Origin of the sequence: Trichormus sp. NMC-1, from assembly GCF_001858025.1 — a bacterium.
In the GTDB taxonomy this organism is placed as follows: domain Bacteria; phylum Cyanobacteriota; class Cyanobacteriia; order Cyanobacteriales; family Nostocaceae; genus Anabaena.
Genome location: NZ_LZQD01000002.1, coordinates 244,107 through 262,942, shown reverse-complemented (window position 1 = coordinate 262,942; position 18,836 = coordinate 244,107). Strand labels below are relative to the sequence as shown.

The following is an 18,836-nucleotide window of genomic DNA, read 5'->3' as shown; positions in this document are numbered from 1 at the left end:
CTGTCACCTGTCAACTGTCACCTTCTTCGACAACAACTTACCAACTGTCCGATTTTCCGGCGTAAATGTCGCCTGTGCTACCCGCTGAATATCCGCAGGAGTCACCAACGCAATGTCATCCAACTGCTTAAACAAATTCCGCCAAGAACCAGTTTTTACTTCATATTCCAACAACTGCTGCGCCATTCCCATATTGGAATCCAGACTTCGCAATAAACCCGCCCTCGCTTGAGTTTTAACCCGCTGTAATTCAATATCCGTTACAGGCTTGGTTTTCAAACTCTCAATTTCCTGTTTTAAAGCCACCGCCAATTCATCAACTGTGTGACCAGGAGCAGTGAGAGCATAAAATAAGATCATATTGGGGTATTTATCCCCTGGAAAGCCACTGGAACCCTGAGCAGACAGGGCTAAACGCTGTTTTTCTACCAAGGACTTATATAAACGTGAAGTGCGTCCATCACTCAATAAACTACCAATAATTTCATAAACTGCATTATCAGGATGAGTAACTGCTGGACGGTGATAACCTTCTAAATACCAAGGTTGAGAAGGTAGTTGTAAGGTAACTTCCCTGGATTCGGTTTGCTTTGGTTCTGCGGGAATTTGGGGCTGGGCTTTAGGTTTAGCTTGATAACGCCCAAAGTAAACTTGTGCTAATTTTTTCACCTCAGTTGGGTTAACATCGCCGACAATAGCGATCGTTAAGTTGCTGGGGACATAGTAATTGTCAAAAAACTCTTTGACATTTTGCGGTGTTAAATTACGAATATCCTCGTCGTAACCAATTACCGGTCGTCTGTAGGGATGGACTTTGAAAGCAGTATCGATAAATCTCTCGATCATTAAGCCAATAGGAGAGTTTTCTACTCGCATTCGGCGTTCTTCCAAAATTACATCTTTTTCTTTATAAAACTCCCGAAATACAGGTTCTAAAAATCGATCTGATTCTAGAGACATCCACAATTCCAACTTATTAGCAGGAAAACTGTAAAAATAACGGGTTGCTTCCCCAGATGTGGTGGCGTTTAAGCCTACCCCTCCCGCTTGCTCAACAATTTGCCCCATTTCGTTTTGTTTAACTAGTTTGAGGGCTTGAGATTCTACTGATTTAAACTCAGTTTGTAATTTTTCTAAATCATCTTTTTTTCCTTGGGCTTTAGCGGTTCTAATTTGGGTGTCTAATTGTTCTAATCGATCTAGTAGTGGTTTTTCGGCTTGATAATCTGTAGTACCAATGCGTTTTGTGCCTTTAAATGCTAAATGCTCTAGAAAGTGTGCTACACCAGTTTGTCCATCTGGTTCATCTATGCCACCAACATCAGCATAGGTAAGAAAGGAAACTACTGGCGCTTGATGTCTTTCTAAAACAATAAATTTCAACCCATTATCGAGACGAAACTCTGTTAACTGCTTAATTACTTGATCTAAATAGGGTTGAATTGATGTTTGCTTGGGTTGTAGCGCTGTAGCGATTTCTGGCATTAACCCCCAACACAATATCATTATCGCCAAAGCAGTTGCCAACAGACGACGAAAGATTGGAGACGGGGATAATTGCTTGGATGATTGAGAGTGAAACTTGTTAGCACCATCCAACCTATCCAAAATCCAAAATCCAAAATCTAAAATTGCCTGATTCATAAGCAAAAATTAAAGTAAAGTTACACTTCGTGAGAAATAGGCTAATTAGCAAACAGAGCGTTAATCTTGTATTAAGCTTTCTGCGCTTTTTGTATTTGACGTTAGACAATAATTGCTACAAGTCATGTTCCTGAGATATAGCAATAACTACCATGCGAGTTTTTAATTCTCCTCCAACATCAGAAGCCCAGACACGCACCCGCATTCTCCAAGCGGCACAAAAGTTATTTGCTGCTCAGGGATTTGATGGTACAACCACCCGCGATTTAGCACAAGCCGCAGGTGTCGCTGAGGGTACTCTGTTTCGGCATTTTTCCAATAAGAAGGCGATTTTGGTCGAAGTAGCAACGAGTGGCTGGGTAGACATTCTCACAGATTTACTCACAGAATTGAGTGAAATGGGCAGTTATAAGGCTGTAGCCCAAGTGATGCGCCGGCGGATGTGGAATATGCAGAAAAATGTGGATATCATGCGGGTTTGTTTCATGGAAGTGCAGTTTCATCCAGATTTGCGCGATCGCATTCAAACGGAAGTCATTGATAAAATGACAGATGTGGCTGAAGCCTTCTTTCAAACGGCCATGGATAAAGGTATCTATCGTCAGACAGATGCCAAATTAGTGGCTAAGGTATTTTTAGGAATGTTTGCGATCGCAGGTTTTTCTGATAATACCCTCCTGGAACCTAACGCATCCCCCCAAGAAATGCAAAAAATGGCCGAAGGACTCGCTGATATTTTCTTGAATGGTGTACTAGTGAAGGAGTAGGAATTGGAGGCAGGGGGCAGGGGGCAGGAGGCAGGGGAGACACGGTGACGCGGAGAGGGTGAGACGCGGGGAAAATTAAGAATTCCCTGTTCCCTGTTCCCTGTTCCCTGTTCCCTGTTCCCTGTTTACGAATTACGAATTACGAATTACGAATTACGAATTACGAATTACGAATTACGAATTACGAATTACGAATTACGAATTACGAATTACGAATTACGAATTACGAATTACGAATTACGAATTACGAATTACGAATTACGAATTACGAATTACGAATTACGAATTACGAATTACGAATTACGAATTACGAATTACGAATTACGAATTACGAATTACGAATTACGAATTACGAATTACGAATTACGAATTACGAATTACGAATTACGAATTACGAATTACGAATTACGAATTACGAATTACGAATTACGAATTACCTTTGCTTGTTGACTCCATTGTTGTACTAACTCAATTGCTGGACACAAATCTCGGCGCTGCAAGGTTGCTACTTGCAAGCGCATAATTTGTTGGTGCAATCTGTGAGTGGGAGTTTGTGCTAACTGTGTTACAGAAGCAACACCAGCATGGAGTAATAAACCACAATATTGGATTCCCACACTGGGAAGACTTGCTAAATCTGCCAGTGCTAACCACTTATTTACATATTGAAGATGTACTTGTAATTTATTAGCCAAAGCTACTCTGGCTTCTGGGGTTTTTCCTTGTTTGACTAGATCTCCTGTGGTAGTAATGCCACAATTTTGCAGTTGGGATTGTTCCTCTTGGCTTAATCCAGGTAATGTTTCAATCGGCCAAGTGCAAGCTTTAAGGAAGAGACGCGGGGTTTGGGGCGAATTTCGCTTTCCCTCTGTGCCTACAAGCGAACGAATATCATCTTGTGGAAGGGAATTTCTACTATGTTTCTGTTTAGTGGTCATTTTTTTAGTTTCAACATAGGTTTATTGGCCTATTGTGACCTAAGAAAAAGTAATTAATTCACCACGCATCACTGTTACTGCTTGTCCAGATATAAAAACGCGGTTTTCACCGGCATAATAGACCTTTACTACTCCACCCCGACTAGAAGCCTGATAAGCCAAAAACTCATCTTTACCCAACTTATTACGCCAAAATGGTGCTAAACAACAATGAGCCGCACCAGTCACAGGGTCTTCGTTAATTCCTAAACCCGGTGCAAAAAAGCGAGAGACAAAATCGTACTCTGAGCCAGATTTGGCTATGCTAGTAACTATAATATCAGCCACAGGCAATGTTTTCATTAACTGGAAATTTGGCTGCATTTCTCGTACTAACTCCTCAGCTTCTACTTCCACCAAATAACCCAGAGAATTTTGCTCAACAGATTTATAAGGTATTCCCAAAACCTGACTCAATTCTGAAGGTGCTTCTACAGGTTGTGAGTGATTGACCGGAAAATTTAACTCAATCCAATCACCTTGCAATTTGGCAGTTAGTACGCCACTTTTAGTATAAAACCGCGCCTCATCATCAGCTGATAAATGCTGCTGTGACCAAAGTACATGAGCGCTGGCTAGAGTTGCGTGACCACAAAGGGGAACTTCTACTGTCGGTGTAAACCAACGTAAATTAAAACCATCATCTTGTTTAACTAAAAAAGCCGTTTCTGATAAATTCATTTCCTGGGCGACTTTTTGCATCCATTCACTAGATTTAGGAATGTCTAAAATACACACAGCCGCAGGATTGCCAGTAAATGCTTTATCAGTAAAAGCATCAACTTGAGTAATAATTTGGTTCATAAAAATAACTACTCAAAACTTATAACTCAAAACTTGAATTTCCGTATTTTCCGGCAAAGCTTTAGAGTTAATCGTCACAGTGTCATCATTACTCCGTCTCACATTTACACCCGGCATCAAATTCAGAAAATCATCTACTGGTGTAATTTCACAACTAGCGGCATCAGCAGCCTTTGTCCGGTAATGGGTGGGAATTACTAGTTTTGGATTTAATACTCCAACAGCTTGTTTTGCTTCCTGAGCATTGTAAGCTTTAGCACTACCTCCCACGGGAATCAAAGCCAAATCGGGGCGACCCATGAGGATTTTTTGCTCAATGGAAATAGGTGCAGCCGCGCCCCCTAAATGTAAAATATTCATTCCCCCTTGGTTCCACTTCCAAACGGTATTTTTTCCAAATTGCTTGCCACCTTTGCGGTCATGGTCTGTGGAAATTCCTTGCAACTTAAGACCTTTAAACTCATAAACACCAGGTTCATAAATCAGCTTGGGATTTCCTGGTAGTCCTTCTACTGCACCTTCATCTAACAGTTGGCTGCTAATCAATACCAAATCTGCTGTCACTTTTGGCAGACGATATCCAGCCGTACAGCCCACAGTCCGAAATGGATTGACGAGAATTTTCACACCACTACCTGTAAACAGAAAGCAAGTGTGACCCAACCATTGAACGGATACACCACTAGATTGGGCATTAACCCGAAGGTGGGAACCTAAATTAGTAACTAATGCTGTCACCAAACCTGCCCCAGCATAGCCCATCAACTCTCGTCGTTTCATTAATACTCTCTCGTCTGTAATTGTTCCAGAAAATTCCGCAGTAACTGCTTACCCGAAGAAGTCAGTACACTCTCTGGATGAAATTGGACTCCCTGAATGTGAGGATAGTTCCGGTGTTGTACTCCCATAATTGTGCCATCTTCCACCCAAGCGGTGATTTCTAATACTTCTGGGCAAGTTTCGCGGTTAATCACCAAACTATGATATCTGGTGGCGGTAATGGGATTTTCTAATCCTAGAAAAACTCCAACTCCAGTGTGGGATACCTGGGATGTTTTACCATGCATCAACTCTGGTGCAGAAACGATTTTACCACCGAACGCCTGACCGATACTTTGATGTCCTAAACAAACACCTAAAATCGGTAAACTAGCTCCCAATTCAGTAATTATATCTAAAGAAATTCCGGCATCTTCTGGACGACCAGGCCCAGGGGAAATTACCACTGCATCAGGATTTAACGCCTGAATTTCATCTACGGTTATTTTATCGTTACGAAAAACTTTCAAGTCGGATGCTATGGGGAAATCTGCGGCTAGTTCTCCCAAATACTGCACCAAATTATATGTAAAGCTATCGTAATTATCAATGACTATAATCACAATTTTTACCTAATTGCATTGGCATCAAAAATATCCATAACTCTCCATGAGCATTTTAAAAGGCATATTTGCCAAATTCTTCAATGTCATAGTCAAGGTTGGAGGTACAAAAATTATCTAAAAAGTGGTCATGATTAAAGCTACTAAAGGAGGAAGTAAAAGTGTAGCAGCTACTAATAAGGATACCAAAGCCGACACAAGTACAGCACCAGCAGCACAGTCTTTAGCAACTTTGGCTAAGTCGTGGTAAGTTTGCTTAACTGTTAAGTCTACCAGGGATTCAATAGCTGTATTCAATAACTCCAACGTCAAAACTAAACCGCTAGTAATAGCAATAATGGCTATTTCTACTGCTTGTAAATGCAAAAAAATACTTAATCCAATAGCGAAAGCGCAGACACTGAGATGGATACGAAAGTTACGTTGAGTTTGAAAACTATAGCTGATTCCTGCCCAGGCATACTTAAAACTAACAAATAAATTAGAGGCTATCTGCCAGGAAAGTTCCCGTTCTTTTGACACAAGGGTTGGTAAGCGGTTTGGTGTTGATGGCGGCGAAACTTGTTGTGACATGGGCTGCATAACACAAAATATTATAAGGTGGTAATTTTAGTCAATGAATTGTGGTTTTGTATCACCCACAAAGGGTGTTAGCGTCAACCGGGACTGTGGTCGGGCATGAACGTAAAACCAAAAGATCTAAAATTGTTGATCAATTTTAATAGCACAATTCAACTTTGACGTAATTTTAAAGAATTTATGACAATAATATTGTAAAAATCGCCACCAAGAATAAAACTTGAGCCACGCCCATTATTCTAAGTCAATATTAATGCTTATCTCCTTCAGTAATATAACTTGTTGTTGTAACATTTGCATCAAACTTTCTTCATCAGGATGATCCCAACCTAAAAGATGCAATAAACCATGAGCAGTTAACCAAGCCAACTCTGTAGACAAACTATGTTCCTGCTGTTGAGCTTGAAGCTCTGCCGTATCTATAGACACGACAATATCACCTAAATACAAAGGTTGGGAAGCAACCATTTCCTGACTTTGGGGCAAATCTGCCTCTAAGGAAGCAAAGGCTAAAACATCCGTGGGTTGATTTAGCTGACGGTATTGGGCATTTAATTCCTGAATTTGGGCATCATTGGTCAAACGCAGCCCTATTTCGTAACTGGGTGCAGGTGGAAGATCAGGGGTGAGAATTTCCAACCATTGATCAAACCAGGTTTCCAGAGTATCCTCCGATACTGGCAGGTTTGGGGAAGATTCTTCCAAACAATTTTCTACATATAATGCAACTGTTGGCGGCACAAAATCTCCTCAGTTAGCGAGTTAGGTAAGCAAGACCAACAAGGAGGCTTAATAGCCCTACAGCGGTCAGTGCAAAATGTTTGAGGGAGGTGCCACCTTTTCTCACCATGTTTCGCATGGCAAGTTTCACGTAGCTGGGTTGAGGTTCTGTTGAGGGAGATTTGCTCATAATTTTTTCACAATAATCTCTTTTATCACTTTAACAGGTATTTGATTTGTGAAAATTGCTCATATTCAGATCACCTCAGATCCCTGACTTCTCCAAGAAGTCGGGGATCTTGTTGATGATCTCAATGATTTTTCCCAACTATCCAGAATTGCTGTCTACCAGTTGGTTTTCTTGGCGCAAATAGGCTTGGATAAAAGCATCAATTTCGCCGTTCATAATATCCGTAATTGCTGTAGTTTCCGTATTTGTACGTAAATCTTTGACCATTTGGTAAGGATGAAACACATAATTACGAATTTGGTTGCCCCAGGAAGCTTCCACCATATCACCGCGAATTTCGGCAATTTCTTGGGCGCGTTGTTCTCTGGCAATCACTAACAGCTTGGCTTTCAGACGGGCGAGGGCTTTTTCTTTGTTTTGTAGTTGAGAACGTTCTTCTGTACAACGCACAGCCAAACCTGTGGGTAAGTGAACTATCCGCACGGCTGTTTCTACTTTGTTGACATTTTGCCCACCTTTGCCACCAGACCGAGTTGTGGTAATTTCCAAATCCTTCTCTGGAATTTCCAACTTGACGGTGTTATCTATTTGTGGCATGACTTCCACCCCAGCAAAACTGGTTTGGCGCTTACCGTTGGCGTTGAAAGGAGAAATCCGCACTAAGCGATGAGTACCCATTTCTGAGCGCAAGTAACCATAGGCATAGCGACCAGTAATTTCTAAGGTTGCTGATTTAATTCCAGCTTCATCACCTTCTGATTCTTCGGCTAGAGTTACTTTGTAGCCATGATCTTCTGCCCAACGGGTGTACATCCGCATTAGCATAAATGCCCAATCCTGAGCATCTGTACCACCAGCACCTGCATTAATTGTTAAAACTGCGCCTTGAACATCATAGGGGCCAGAAAGTAATTGCTGTAATTCCCACTGGTCAAGGTCACGATTAAGCTTGTTTATGGTAGATTCTGCTTCTTGCAAGAGTGCTTCGTCAGTTTCTAATTCTAATAGTTCAACAACTGCCCTGGTATCTTCTAGATTGGCTTGCCACTGATAATACTGTTCTAGGTGGTCTTTGAGGTCGTTGAGTTCTTGGAGTGTTTGTTGTGCCTGGGTTTGGTCGTCCCAAAATTCTGACTGGGCTGAGATTTGTTCTAAATCGTGAATTTTGGCTTTGAGTGCAGGTATGTCAAAGATAGTCCTGGGTTTTACCCAGGCGGCCAGACAACGTTTCGATTTCGCGTTTAAGTTCTAGAACGTCCATAGTTTAATCAAGTTTTAGGCGAATATAATATGGCTATCGCCTCCCGTAAGGGATACGCTACTACACAAACAAAGTCCACCTGCGTGGACTGCTGATTTAATCCATCGCTGTTAATATTTTTGATTTTAGCTGTAATTGGGCAAATTCGGTTGTGTAAATTACCGAACAGCTGATAGATGAAAAACCGTGGCTCTTGCAAATGAACCACGGTCAGTTTTTAGTTAAATTTCCTTTTTTCCTTGATCGAAAATTACTTAATCACGGCCACTAATGGCTATGAGCAACCGCAAGATAAAGATGAATAGGTTGATGTAGGTTAAGTACATCGACAAGGCTGCGGGTAAATATTCATCATCGCGGTAGGTACGGGGCAAGATGTAGAAATCAACTACAGAAGCTCCAGCGAAAATAAATACCCCTAAACCGGAGATACCGATTTCTAACCAAGTAGGTGTGTAAACACCAAATAGTGCCAAAACAAATTGGCTGAGGCACACAACCACCAAGGCTATTACGCCCAGAGAGATGGTTTTTGTCAAAGCTATTCCGTCTGATTCTGAGAGGTTAGAACCAATTTGACGGGCAGCAATAAAGGTGACACCACAACTTAGGGCTGCTATGCCAATGCCTTGAAGACCAACACCTTGGGTTCTCAAAGCCACAAACACCAAGCCACTTAGGGTATATCCAGATAAGAGGCTGTAAATCCCTAATAGTGGTAGGGCAAGGCTATTTTTACCTTTGGAAGCTACATTTTGAGCAACAAAGAAGAGAATGAACTCCAGAACTACAGCACCAAAGAAGGTGGGAAAGAATAGTTCGGGGTGGGAACGAATGACTCCCAAACCACCATAGGTTCCTAATGCGGTGAGGACTAGTCCTCCACCAACATAGGGTAAGGCGTTAGCAATGACATTGGGACCAACCAGAGCGTGATTTTGAGCTTGACGAAAAGCTTGACGAAAATTGCTGGTATTGCTCATATCTAAAAAACTGTAAAGACAGGTTTATGAGGAAATGTCCTACTAATTTCTATTTTTACCAATAGTTGGGGCTGGAAACTAGGGCGGAAATCTAGAAACAATGCTGTAACTAAAATAAAGAAAGAATAAATACAGTATTTTTACTTATAGACATTCTCTGATTTATTACGAACTTAAAAAGTATATTCCGTATGAATCGGGAATTGGTTAACAACAGTTGCTGGCAACAGATAAGAGTAAATTTTTCTAAGTAATATTATGTAGAGAAGCGATGAGGTTCAGATGAAGTTCAGTAAAACAACGATGGTTTATTATGCGTTGACTAAGGAAAATAATGACAGTTTTCAATCAAGTATACGCAACTCCATTCTTCGGGGAAAGGGGTTACTACAAGGGAATTGATATGGCAGCGAGTGAGTCCTCTGTGCAGTATGATGGTATGGATTTATTACACTTATACCACCAACATCCTTCTATTAAACTGCGTAACCAACTTGTAGAAATACATCAGGGTTTAGTGCGGAAGATGGCTTATAAATTTAGACATCAATGTCATGAGCCTTATGAAGATTTAGAACAAATTGGTTATTTTGGTTTAATTAGGGCTATTGAGCGCTTTAATCCTAATCAAGGATATGCATTTAGTTCCTTTGCTATACCTTATATTCGCGGTGAAATACTGCATTTTTTGCGTGATCGCTCTACACTATTAAAAATTCCCCGTCGTTGGCAAGAAGTTTACAATCAAGGGCAAAAAATTCGTAAAGAGTTGACAATATCTTTAGGCCGTCCTCCCAAAGATATAGAAATTGCTAATAAACTTCATATTTCTCTACAAGAGTGGCAAGAAAGCAAGTTGGCGGCTCAAAACCGAAGTCCTTTAAGCTTAGACGCGACTTGTGTTAATTATCTTGATTATCAATTAACTTTGGGTGATATCATCCCCTGTCCCCGTACTGCTGTACTTCAACAACAAGAAGAGGAAAGACAACTACTTCAGGGGGCTATGAGTCTGTTAGAAGATAACCCTCGCATAGCTGTAGAATTGGTATTTTTGAAAGAATTGACTCGCAAGGATGCTGGTAAAAAAATAGGTGCTAGTCCCATGACAGTAACTCGGTATCTGCAAAAAGGTCTGCAAGATTTGATTGGCTATTTACAGCCACCAGCTGAGTCAGGAGTACTGAGTGCTTAGTGCTGAAGATTATTGGTCAAAATCAGGATTTACTGGATTTGAGGATAAACAGGATTTCTGATTTAGACCATCTAGTTTTATTCATCCTGTAAATCTTTAAATCCTCAAAATCCTGATTCAGACTATCTATTAGATTTTATATCAGCGATCGCTCCTCTAGTCATTGCTGCGATCGCTTTATCAGTGGCTTTCGGTAGGTGATAATATTTACCACCTGCTGTTTTGGCCAATTCCTTCGCAAAGCCAGTTGATACAAACTTACTCTCAGTATCAATGACCAACAATTGCATCCCTGAAGCCCGAATTCTCCCCGCAATATCTAATAATTCGGCTTTGATATCTGGCTTTTCTCCTTGTTCTATGGGTTCACCTAAAGAACGAGCCAAAGGAATATTACCACGTCCATCAGTAATTGCCACAATCACAACTTGACCGATATCTCCACCCATTTGGGCATTTACACCTACACGCACTGCTTGAGTTAAACCATGTGCTAGGGGTGAACCACCACCACAGGGTAATCTTTCTAAACGATTTTTGGCTAAAGCAATGGAACGGGTAGGAGGTAATAAAACTTCCGCTTGTTCTCCTCTAAAAGGAATTAAAGATACTTGATCACGATTTTGATAGGCTTCTGTTAAAAGTTGCATCACCGCACCCTTAGCAGATTGCATTCTATTTAAAGCCATTGAACCAGAAGCATCAACCACAAACACCACCAAAGCGCCGGCTTTTCGCACCAACCGCTTAGAACGGATATCTCCCTGTTCCACAATCACCTTTTTATCAGGTTGTCTAGCACGTCGTGATTTTTGATACGGGGCAGCGGCTCGCAATGTGGCATCTACGGCTATGCGACGGGCTTTACCTTTGGGAATCATCGGCTTGATATACCGTCCCCTGTCATCTGAGAAGATAATACTGCGACTTCCAGATTTACCTTGACGTTGTGCCATTTGGGTAAAATAAAGCACTTCTGGGTCAAGGATTACCCCTTCAGGATCAAAAATAAACTCTTCGGGAATGTCTGGGGGTTCTTGCTGTTCCTGTTCTTCTTCTTTCTCTTCTTCCTGTTCTTCTTCTTGTTCTTCTTCTGATTCCGACTCGTCTTGATTTTCTGGTGGTGGTGGGGGAGGTGGAGGTGGTTGGTCTGGTGGTGGTGTCTGCACTATCGTGGTTCTAGGAACTATCACCAATTCCACCGCGCGACGTAAATCTTCTGCATTGACGGTATTGCGTCCTTCTAAGGCTGCTGCGGCTTTTGCAACTCTTACCGCAAACAATTCTGCACGATGTCCTTCTACACCCCCACGAATGGCTTCATTGACGAGGTAGGTAATTTGTTCTGGGGTAATGGTGACTTCTTTTAACCATTCCCGTGCGAGGATGATTTGGGTTTTGAGTGAGTCTATGTCTTCGCTGTATTGTTGGAGAAATTCTGAGGGAGATTTGGAATAGGCGATCGCTTGCTCAACTGCTTGTACTCTTTGATCTATACCCAGAACTCCGTCTGCTGATAGTGCGATCGCTATTCTATCAAGTAAATGTTCTCTGAGCGCCCCTTCTTCGGGATTATAAGTGGCAATAAACAACGGTTTACAAGGATGTTGAAAACTTATTCCTTCCCGTTCAATTTGGTTACGTCCGTCCGATAATACCGATAAAAGTTGATTACTAATTTGGTCATCTAATAAATTAATTTCATCCACATACAACACACCTCGGTTAGCTGTAGCGAGTAATCCCGGTTGAAAAATCGTATCACCTTGTTTAACCGACTGTTCCACATCCACAGAACCTAAAAGTCGATCTTCCGTAATACCGAGGGGAATTTGCAAAAAAGGTGCAGGGATAATTTCCGTTTCTATCTCCTGTCTTTCTTCAGCCAAGAGTTTATCATCCCATTCCTCTGGATGGTTGGGGTCACAGTTGCTAACGGAATCTTTAACAACTTCAATAGGTGGTAATAAAGCGTGAATAGCACGCGCCATCACAGATTTAGCCGTACCGCGACGACCTGCAATTACCACACCCCCCAAAACGGGATCTACTGCTGTCAACAGCAAGGCTATCTTAATTGCTTCTTGACCGACTACAGCAGTCAGCGGAAAAGCAGTCATTGTCGGGGTAATAGTAGGCGCAGGCATTGTTTCCTTAATAGTTATTATATTTGTAGCATAGCAATTTCTGGCACATTTAGAATATATATAACGGCAATTCCTAAAGGAGCAAGATATATGACTACGATTCAGGTTAAAATCGAGGGAAGTGTAAAAACTCGTCAAGCACCTGATGTCATGGTTGTATTTGGTAGACCAAAAGGTAGACGAGGTTCTTACAAACAATGGGAAAAGAATAATATTATTCCCTAGGTGGTATTTGAAATTCTATCTCTCGAAAATCGCAGCCAAGAAATGTCAAAAAAAAATGCTTTTTTATCAACGTCATGGAGTAGAAGAATATTATATTTATAATCCAGATACAATTGAATTAACCGGATTTATTCGTGAACAAGAATGGTTAGAAGAAATTGAAGAAATAAATAATTGGGTAAGTCCGCGTTTGGGAATAAGTTTTGAGTTAAAATCAGATAATTTAGAAATTTACTATAATTTACTATCCTGATGAAAAAAAGTTTCTGACATCTCTGGAATTAAATCAAAGAGCGGAACAGGAATATCAAAGTGCAGAACAAGAACGTCAAAATTATCAAGACTTATTAGTGAAATTGCAAGTTAAAGGAATTGATATCAATAATCTTTAAAATTTAGATCCCCGACTTCTTGAAGAAGTCGGGGATCTGGACTGGGGTTGTAGATTTTAGAACTTGGGGCTTGACATTCCAGCGTAGGTGTCTTATGATACTGTATAAAGACAGCCAAATAACTGCTATCTCAAGCAAGAATTTATCCCGCAAGGGTCGGTAGTTGTCTCAGCAGCAGGATTCCTTTATGACAAGTCCTGCGTTATATATTCGTCTGAATATTTACCCCGATGTCTTATTACATGACTAATTGCTCAATTAGTATGAAGAAAGTAAGGCTTTTGAATAAGTATTCAGCCGAGTGTATGACGCACGATTTGTTAAAAAGGAATCCTGTTACTGAGACTGAAACTGAGTTAACACTGAAATTGGTTAGCATAAAGAACCTTAATGGGGAAGAACTAATGTTTTAATTTTTCTTTCACTTAGTTTTACTGCTAATAGATATGTGATTTTTTGAAGCTGTCCAGTTTACTTAGCAAAACTGGATTTGTTATATGTCTCATCTACCTTTGAACACACAAACAGTTCAAAAACAAGACTCTGTTGCAATTTTTTGCGATATTCAGAACGTTCTATCAATCACAAAATTCTCTCATTTATTACTAGAATTTGCAGAATCTAAAGGAACTGTTTTTTGCAAAAATGGTTACTATAATTCACAGTATCCTAACCAGATTTCTATCAAAAATAAATTAGAAGTGATTGGTTTTAAATGTGTGGATGTTCCTGATTCTTCTAAGAATAGCGCAGATAAACGACTTAGAGAGGACTGTCTCAATACAGTTGCTTTTAATCCTTTTCTAAAAATAATTATCCTAATATCAGGAGACAGGGATTTTGTTGGATTAATTGCCATTCTCAAAGCTATAGGTAAAAAAGTAATTGTCTTAGCTCAAAGACATAGCGAAAGCTCAAAACTAAAGAATCTCGTCGGTGATGATAACTTCCACTTTATAGACGATTTACCAAAATTAGTTGAGATAAAAACCCAACCTCAAACGACTTTCATTAATTCTCAAATTAGTTACAATGAAGCTGAAGAATATCTGATTGAAACTGTCAAAAATGCGTTAAGTCAAGGTAAACCTACACACTACAGCTACATTGGTAGATCAATGCGTCAACTATTCCCAAAATATCAGGGTGTTTCCTCTATTTCTACACTTAATGGTCATAAATTTAAAAGCTTTGGTAAGTTTATTGATTCTGTTGTAAATTCAGGTAGAATCCAAAAGCAAAATCAGGAATTGCTTTTAATAGAGTAATATAAATTAGCTGCCTGAATTTGCTTTTGAAACTCAGTTATATTAGTTAGCTGGGTTTTACCAACACTACCGCACCTTGCGGTTTTTTCATTTTTGAAGATAATAGTTAATCTTCGCTACAAGACAAAACATAAAAATGCACAAACTTCTCACATTTCATAACGAAAAACTCCTCCGTCAAGCACTTACCCACCGTTCTTATGTCAACGAACATCCTGGAGAAGGTGAACAAAACGAACGTCTGGAATTTCTTGGTGATGCTATCCTCAATTTTTTAAGCGGTGAATATCTCTATAAACGTCACCCAGAAAAAGAAGAAGATGAATTAACTCGTCGTCGTTCTGCATTAGTAGATGAAAAGCAATTAGCAAAATTTGCGATTGAAGTAGGTTTAGACTTCAGAATGCGTTTAGGACAAGGTGCAATTCGAGATGGAGGATTTCAAAATCCTAACTTATTAAGTAGCACATTTGAAGCCGTTCTTGGTGCTTACTATCTAGATAACAATTGCAATATTGAAGTAGTTCGCACAATTATAGAACCTCTGTTTGATTCCGTCTCCGAAAAAATTGTCGTATCTCGTTCTAATGTAGACTCAAAAAATCGCTTTCAAGAATGGGTACAACGAGAAATTGGCACAAACCCCCCCAAATATATTACAGAACAAATAGGTGGACCATCTCACGCACCAGAATTTGTGGCTAAAGTAATAGTAGATGGAAAAGAGTATGGAACAGGTAAAGGACGTAACAAAAAAGATGCCGAAAAAGACGCAGCTGAAGATGCGTTAGCAAAATTGAAAAAGCGCGGGTTGCTAGAGTAAAAATTGTTGATTTTACTCAAAGCTGCAAAAATATCTTTTGTAACTTTGAGCGAAATCAACTTTCTTTCGTTTCCATTTGCAAAGGCAGAATTACAGTAAAAGTAGAACCTACCTCCGGTTGAGAAACTAGCTTAATTTCACCTTGTAATAGTTTTACCAACCGGGAAACTATTGCCAAACCTAAACCAGTACTATCAGGAAGATGGGACTTTTGATTAGTACAACGAAAATAAGGTTCAAAAATCTGCTTTTGGTCTTCTGGTCTAATGCCAATACCTGTATCAGAAACGGCAAACTCCCACTTTTGATTATCTAATACATGAGAAGTAATATTAATACTTCCCGACTCTGTATAGCGAATCGCATTACTAATAAGGTTTGTGATAACTTGTTGTATTTGAAATGCATCTGTGATTATTTTTGGGTAATTTTGTTCACAATCAACTATGAGAGACAATTTTTTTTCAGCGGCTAAAGGTTCCAACATTTCACATACATTACTAATGATTTCACAGACATCAGTTGATGTAAGTTCAATTTTGATTTGTCCGGCTTCATACCGCGATAATTCTAGTAAATCATTAATTAAACGTAGCAAGTGTCTGCCATTACGTAACACTCGTTCAATATGTTCAATATTGTGATAAGTATTTTTTACAGGCGTTTTTTTATGTTCACGTAAAAATAAATCAGAGTAACCTATAATTGAGGCTAGGGGTTGTTTTAAATCATGAGTTAGTAAGGAGAGGTGTTCTCGATGAGAATTAACTAAGCGGGTTAGTTCTTGATTATGCAACGTTAAAGTGTTTTGCAGAATATCCAATTCTCGTAATCGTTCATCGACATAACTATTAAAACACCTAGCGATTGCTTCATCAATTACGACGTTAATCAACCGCATAGCCCGAATAATATCTGTTGGCTCTGCTTGCAATAAGTCTGCTTGTATAGTGTCAAATATTACCGTGCTTAAGTGATGATATTCCCTAGCAATTTCTGCTGAATCAAAGCCTTGTGTAGCTCGAATCACTCCATGTTCCCAACTGGCGGTTACTATCGATTTAAAATCATTACCCTGAGATGTTGAAAGTACTGTCACCATTGCTTTTAAGACATATGGAATGTGATTTTCAATTGCACTATAGGATAGATTATCAGCACTTTCAATCCGCCGATCTTGGCGAACGGCTGTCACCCATTTATCTACGATGCTATCAGTTCGATCAGTTAATAATTGACTAAAATCCATTTTTTTCAACTCAGTGAATCTAATTGTATATGCAATTAGTTTAGCGATTCTAGGGGTTTGTCCTCACAATTATTGATATAACTCACATATAGGAATCCGGTTTGGTTTCTAAAAGGAATCCTGTTACTGAGACTGAAACTGAGTTAACACTGAAATTGGTTAGCATAAAGAACCTTAATGGGGAAGAACTAATGTTTTAATTTTTCTTTCACTTAGTTTTACTGCTAATAGATATGTGATTTTTTGAAGCTGTCCAGTTTACTTAGCAAAACTGGATTTGTTATATGTCTCATCTACCTTTGAACACACAAACAGTTCAAAAACAAGACTCTGTTGCAATTTTTTGCGATATTCAGAACGTTCTATCAATCACAAAATTCTCTCATTTATTACTAGAATTTGCAGAATCTAAAGGAACTGTTTTTTGCAAAAATGGTTACTATAATTCACAGTATCCTAACCAGATTTCTATCAAAAATAAATTAGAAGTGATTGGTTTTAAATGTGTGGATGTTCCTGATTCTTCTAAGAATAGCGCAGATAAACGACTTAGAGAGGACTGTCTCAATACAGTTGCTTTTAATCCTTTTCTAAAAATAATTATCCTAATATCAGGAGACAGGGATTTTGTTGGATTAATTGCCATTCTCAAAGCTATAGGTAAAAAAGTAATTGTCTTAGCTCAAAGGAACTCTTAACAGGGAACAGAGAAGAAGGAATCAAGGTATACGGAGTTCTGTTCAAAATTCAAATAGGAGTCCTATATCACAGTTGTTAGATAGCAACCAACCTGCAATCTACAGCCTTTAAAGTAAACTTTACACCATAAAGATAATAAATTAGCAAACATACCCAAATAAAATCCATAATTGTTGATAGTTACTCTTGTATATATGTCTCTAGGTAGAGATTGACTCACAAGACAATTTTATAGATGGGAATTATTACTGAAAACTAGGATACTTAAGAAAAATAAGTGGTTAAATCAATAATATTGATCATGAATACAGATGCTTTTACTGTACATTAATGTTATTGTGTGGCAGTGATTATATATTTAGAGTAAGTCAGCCTAATCCAGCAACTAGCTTAACGCTGGAGCGGAGGAACCAAATTGTGGGGCGTATCTCTCAGAAAGTAACCAGTTAAGAGTCAAAAGTGAAGAATTAGTCAATATTTAATTCGGCACTCAAAACTCATTAATTCTGAAAGAGGGGCATCTCTCAGCCCTAGCCCGTCAGCTAACTTCGTAGGCATTGAGAGGAGACTGAAGAGACAGCATTTTGATAATGTTTTGATCTCATCAGTGTCCAAGGCTGGTACTGCTCAGTTTCAGTGTATGTGTGCTGAACTCTGTTGAGGTTAGAATATGATTTTGCAACTGAATTTAGCTGCAACGATTGCCGTTGCTGGACAATTTGCTTGGAAAAAAGCAAAGCCTGTCATTTTTCGTGATGAATTCTTATTGCCTGCTGTGGGTTTTTTGGGAATAATTTTACTTTGGTGGGTGGTAGCACTTACTAATCGTGAATTGATGCCTACACCACCAGAAGCTTTAATGGCAAATTTGGACTACATCTTAAATCCTTTCTATGAAAGAGGTCCTGGTAACTTAGGAATAGGTTGGTTATTATTAGCGAGTTTACGCCGGGTATTATTGGGTTTTGGATTAGGTGCGTTAGTCGCTATTCCCTTGGGCTTTTTGATTGGGATGTCTAGACCGGCAATGCTGGCTTTTAATCCCATTATTCAGATATTTAAACCTGTTTCACCCTTAGCTTGGTTACCCATCTCTTTAGCTATTTTCAATTTAGCAGATCCTTCTGCTATTTTTGTCATTTTCATTACCTCCCTTTGGCCAACTATTATTAATACAGCCTTGGGAGTTTCTAGCGTTTCCAAAGATTATTTAGATGTAGCGCGGGTGTTAGAAATGCCCCGGTGGCGACAGATTATCAAAATTATTTGGCCTGCCAGTTTGCCTTATATTTTCACAGGTTTGCGAATTAGTTTAGGCATTGCTTGGCTGGTAATTGTTGCCGTAGAAATGCTCACAGGTGGTGTAGGAATCGGCTTTTTTGTCTGGGATGAATGGAGTCGTTTAAATCTTAGTTCCGTATTTCTGGCTGTGTTTGTAATTGGATTAACTGGCTTAGTTTTAGATTACGCTGTGGGCAAAATTCAAGAATTAGTTACTCATCGTCCGGGAAGTTGATGATTTTATTTCACG

Annotated in this window: 18 protein-coding genes, 1 pseudogene and 1 riboswitch; of the genes and pseudogenes, 7 read left to right on the top strand and 12 right to left on the bottom strand. The window is 39.5% G+C overall.

The features are described from left to right. Positions 1-3: 3 nt before the first annotated feature. Complete coding sequence (locus A9Y75_RS08080) at positions 4-1,506, bottom strand: pitrilysin family protein (RefSeq protein ID WP_071189648.1); 1,503 nt, start codon at positions 1,504-1,506, stop codon at positions 4-6. A 290-nt stretch (positions 1,507-1,796) separates the two neighbouring features. Between A9Y75_RS08080 and A9Y75_RS08075 the strand changes: the two genes are divergently transcribed. Continuing rightward, positions 1,797-2,411 carry a TetR/AcrR family transcriptional regulator gene (locus A9Y75_RS08075; protein WP_071189055.1) on the top strand — a complete coding sequence of 205 codons (615 nt, stop codon included), beginning with the start codon at positions 1,797-1,799 and terminating at the stop codon, positions 2,409-2,411. A 419-nt stretch (positions 2,412-2,830) separates the two neighbouring features. Here the strand turns inward: A9Y75_RS08075 and A9Y75_RS08070 are convergent, their stop codons facing one another. The 9 genes from A9Y75_RS08070 to A9Y75_RS08035 all read right to left on the bottom strand — a co-directional run bounded on the left by A9Y75_RS08070 (position 2,831) and on the right by A9Y75_RS08035 (position 9,307). After that, positions 2,831-3,349 (bottom strand): DUF4332 domain-containing protein, encoded by a 519-nt coding sequence (locus A9Y75_RS08070; RefSeq protein ID WP_083389523.1) that lies wholly within the window; start codon positions 3,347-3,349, stop codon positions 2,831-2,833. A gap of 39 nt (positions 3,350-3,388) precedes the next feature. Then, positions 3,389-4,192, bottom strand: a complete 804-nt coding sequence (locus A9Y75_RS08065) for a PhzF family phenazine biosynthesis protein (RefSeq protein ID WP_071189054.1) — start codon at positions 4,190-4,192, stop codon at positions 3,389-3,391. 12 nt (positions 4,193-4,204) lie between these two features. Then, on the bottom strand, positions 4,205-4,972 hold the full coding sequence (locus A9Y75_RS08060; protein WP_071189053.1) for an MBL fold metallo-hydrolase: 768 nt from the start codon (positions 4,970-4,972) through the stop codon (positions 4,205-4,207). Next, positions 4,972-5,574 (bottom strand): aminodeoxychorismate/anthranilate synthase component II, encoded by a 603-nt coding sequence (locus A9Y75_RS08055; protein ID WP_071189052.1) that lies wholly within the window; start codon positions 5,572-5,574, stop codon positions 4,972-4,974. The genes A9Y75_RS08060 and A9Y75_RS08055 overlap by 1 nt, the downstream gene beginning before the upstream one ends. Before the next feature lie 117 nt (positions 5,575-5,691). After that, positions 5,692-6,147, bottom strand: a complete 456-nt coding sequence (locus A9Y75_RS08050; RefSeq protein WP_071189051.1) for a diacylglycerol kinase family protein — start codon at positions 6,145-6,147, stop codon at positions 5,692-5,694. Between the two features lie 240 nt (positions 6,148-6,387). Further along, a complete protein-coding gene (gene ybeY, locus A9Y75_RS08045; protein WP_071189050.1) occupies positions 6,388-6,894 on the bottom strand; it encodes an rRNA maturation RNase YbeY in 507 nt (168 codons plus the stop codon). 13 nt (positions 6,895-6,907) lie between these two features. Beyond that, a complete protein-coding gene (locus tag A9Y75_RS26305) occupies positions 6,908-7,063 on the bottom strand; it encodes a DUF3285 domain-containing protein (protein ID WP_016950466.1) in 156 nt (51 codons plus the stop codon). 138 nt (positions 7,064-7,201) lie between these two features. Continuing rightward, positions 7,202-8,324, bottom strand: a protein-coding gene (prfB, locus tag A9Y75_RS08040; RefSeq protein ID WP_127051668.1) for a peptide chain release factor 2 whose coding sequence is annotated in 2 segments (ribosomal slippage) — positions 7,202-8,251 and positions 8,253-8,324 — 1,122 coding nt in all. Because the reading frame shifts where the segments join, the coding sequence is not laid out codon by codon here. A gap of 254 nt (positions 8,325-8,578) precedes the next feature. Continuing rightward, positions 8,579-9,307 carry a Bax inhibitor-1 family protein gene (locus A9Y75_RS08035; RefSeq protein ID WP_071189048.1) on the bottom strand — a complete coding sequence of 243 codons (729 nt, stop codon included), beginning with the start codon at positions 9,305-9,307 and terminating at the stop codon, positions 8,579-8,581. 403 nt (positions 9,308-9,710) lie between these two features. On the opposite strand from A9Y75_RS08035, the gene A9Y75_RS08030 reads away from it, so the two are divergent. Further along, positions 9,711-10,502: an RNA polymerase sigma factor SigF gene (locus A9Y75_RS08030; RefSeq protein ID WP_071189646.1), complete on the top strand. Its 792-nt coding sequence runs from the start codon at positions 9,711-9,713 to the stop codon at positions 10,500-10,502. A gap of 122 nt (positions 10,503-10,624) precedes the next feature. Here A9Y75_RS08030 and bchD read toward each other — a convergent pair whose 3' ends face one another. Then, on the bottom strand, positions 10,625-12,649 hold the full coding sequence (gene bchD, locus A9Y75_RS08025; protein WP_071189047.1) for a magnesium chelatase ATPase subunit D: 2,025 nt from the start codon (positions 12,647-12,649) through the stop codon (positions 10,625-10,627). 111 nt (positions 12,650-12,760) lie between these two features. Between bchD and A9Y75_RS26300 the strand changes: the two are divergent. From A9Y75_RS26300 to rnc, 3 genes and pseudogenes are all read left to right on the top strand, one after another. Continuing rightward, positions 12,761-13,266 (top strand): annotated as a pseudogene (locus A9Y75_RS26300) (Uma2 family endonuclease); the annotation flags it as partial. A gap of 497 nt (positions 13,267-13,763) precedes the next feature. Beyond that, the gene (locus A9Y75_RS08015; RefSeq protein WP_071189045.1) at positions 13,764-14,534 is read left to right on the top strand and encodes an NYN domain-containing protein; all 771 of its coding nucleotides are present in this window, start codon (positions 13,764-13,766) and stop codon (positions 14,532-14,534) included. A 136-nt stretch (positions 14,535-14,670) separates the two neighbouring features. Continuing rightward, complete coding sequence (gene rnc / locus A9Y75_RS08010) at positions 14,671-15,357, top strand: ribonuclease III (protein WP_071189044.1); 687 nt, start codon at positions 14,671-14,673, stop codon at positions 15,355-15,357. A gap of 55 nt (positions 15,358-15,412) precedes the next feature. Here rnc and A9Y75_RS08005 read toward each other — a convergent pair whose 3' ends face one another. Beyond that, positions 15,413-16,606 carry a HAMP domain-containing sensor histidine kinase gene (locus tag A9Y75_RS08005; RefSeq protein ID WP_071189043.1) on the bottom strand — a complete coding sequence of 398 codons (1,194 nt, stop codon included), beginning with the start codon at positions 16,604-16,606 and terminating at the stop codon, positions 15,413-15,415. 284 nt (positions 16,607-16,890) lie between these two features. On the opposite strand from A9Y75_RS08005, the gene A9Y75_RS08000 reads away from it, so the two are divergent. After that, the gene (locus A9Y75_RS08000; RefSeq protein WP_071189042.1) at positions 16,891-17,304 is read left to right on the top strand and encodes an NYN domain-containing protein; all 414 of its coding nucleotides are present in this window, start codon (positions 16,891-16,893) and stop codon (positions 17,302-17,304) included. Positions 17,305-17,665: 361 nt separating this feature from the next. Beyond that, positions 17,666-17,877, top strand: a riboswitch (cyclic di-AMP (ydaO/yuaA leader). 98 nt (positions 17,878-17,975) lie between these two features. Next, on the top strand, positions 17,976-18,821 hold the full coding sequence (gene ntrB / locus A9Y75_RS07995; RefSeq protein WP_071189041.1) for a nitrate ABC transporter permease: 846 nt from the start codon (positions 17,976-17,978) through the stop codon (positions 18,819-18,821). Positions 18,822-18,836: the final 15 nt, after the last annotated feature.

Bases quoted from the DNA above. Each gene is read 5' to 3' on its own strand.
- A9Y75_RS08080 (WP_071189648.1), bottom strand. From the start codon at position 1,506: ATGATATTGTGTTGGGGGTTAATGCCAGAAATCGCTACAGCGCTACAA.
- A9Y75_RS08075 (WP_071189055.1), top strand. From the start codon at position 1,797: ATGCGAGTTTTTAATTCTCCTCCAACATCAGAAGCCCAGACACGCACC.
- A9Y75_RS08070 (WP_083389523.1), bottom strand. From the start codon at position 3,349: ATGACCACTAAACAGAAACATAGTAGAAATTCCCTTCCACAAGATGAT.
- A9Y75_RS08065 (WP_071189054.1), bottom strand. From the start codon at position 4,192: ATGAACCAAATTATTACTCAAGTTGATGCTTTTACTGATAAAGCATTT.
- A9Y75_RS08060 (WP_071189053.1), bottom strand. From the start codon at position 4,972: ATGAAACGACGAGAGTTGATGGGCTATGCTGGGGCAGGTTTGGTGACA.
- A9Y75_RS08050 (WP_071189051.1), bottom strand. From the start codon at position 6,147: ATGTCACAACAAGTTTCGCCGCCATCAACACCAAACCGCTTACCAACC.
- A9Y75_RS26305 (WP_016950466.1), bottom strand. From the start codon at position 7,063: ATGAGCAAATCTCCCTCAACAGAACCTCAACCCAGCTACGTGAAACTT.
- A9Y75_RS08035 (WP_071189048.1), bottom strand. From the start codon at position 9,307: ATGAGCAATACCAGCAATTTTCGTCAAGCTTTTCGTCAAGCTCAAAAT.
- A9Y75_RS08030 (WP_071189646.1), top strand. From the start codon at position 9,711: ATGGCAGCGAGTGAGTCCTCTGTGCAGTATGATGGTATGGATTTATTA.
- bchD (WP_071189047.1), bottom strand. From the start codon at position 12,649: ATGCCTGCGCCTACTATTACCCCGACAATGACTGCTTTTCCGCTGACT.
- A9Y75_RS08015 (WP_071189045.1), top strand. From the start codon at position 13,764: ATGTCTCATCTACCTTTGAACACACAAACAGTTCAAAAACAAGACTCT.
- rnc (WP_071189044.1), top strand. From the start codon at position 14,671: ATGCACAAACTTCTCACATTTCATAACGAAAAACTCCTCCGTCAAGCA.
- A9Y75_RS08005 (WP_071189043.1), bottom strand. From the start codon at position 16,606: ATGGATTTTAGTCAATTATTAACTGATCGAACTGATAGCATCGTAGAT.
- A9Y75_RS08000 (WP_071189042.1), top strand. From the start codon at position 16,891: ATGTCTCATCTACCTTTGAACACACAAACAGTTCAAAAACAAGACTCT.
- ntrB (WP_071189041.1), top strand. From the start codon at position 17,976: ATGATTTTGCAACTGAATTTAGCTGCAACGATTGCCGTTGCTGGACAA.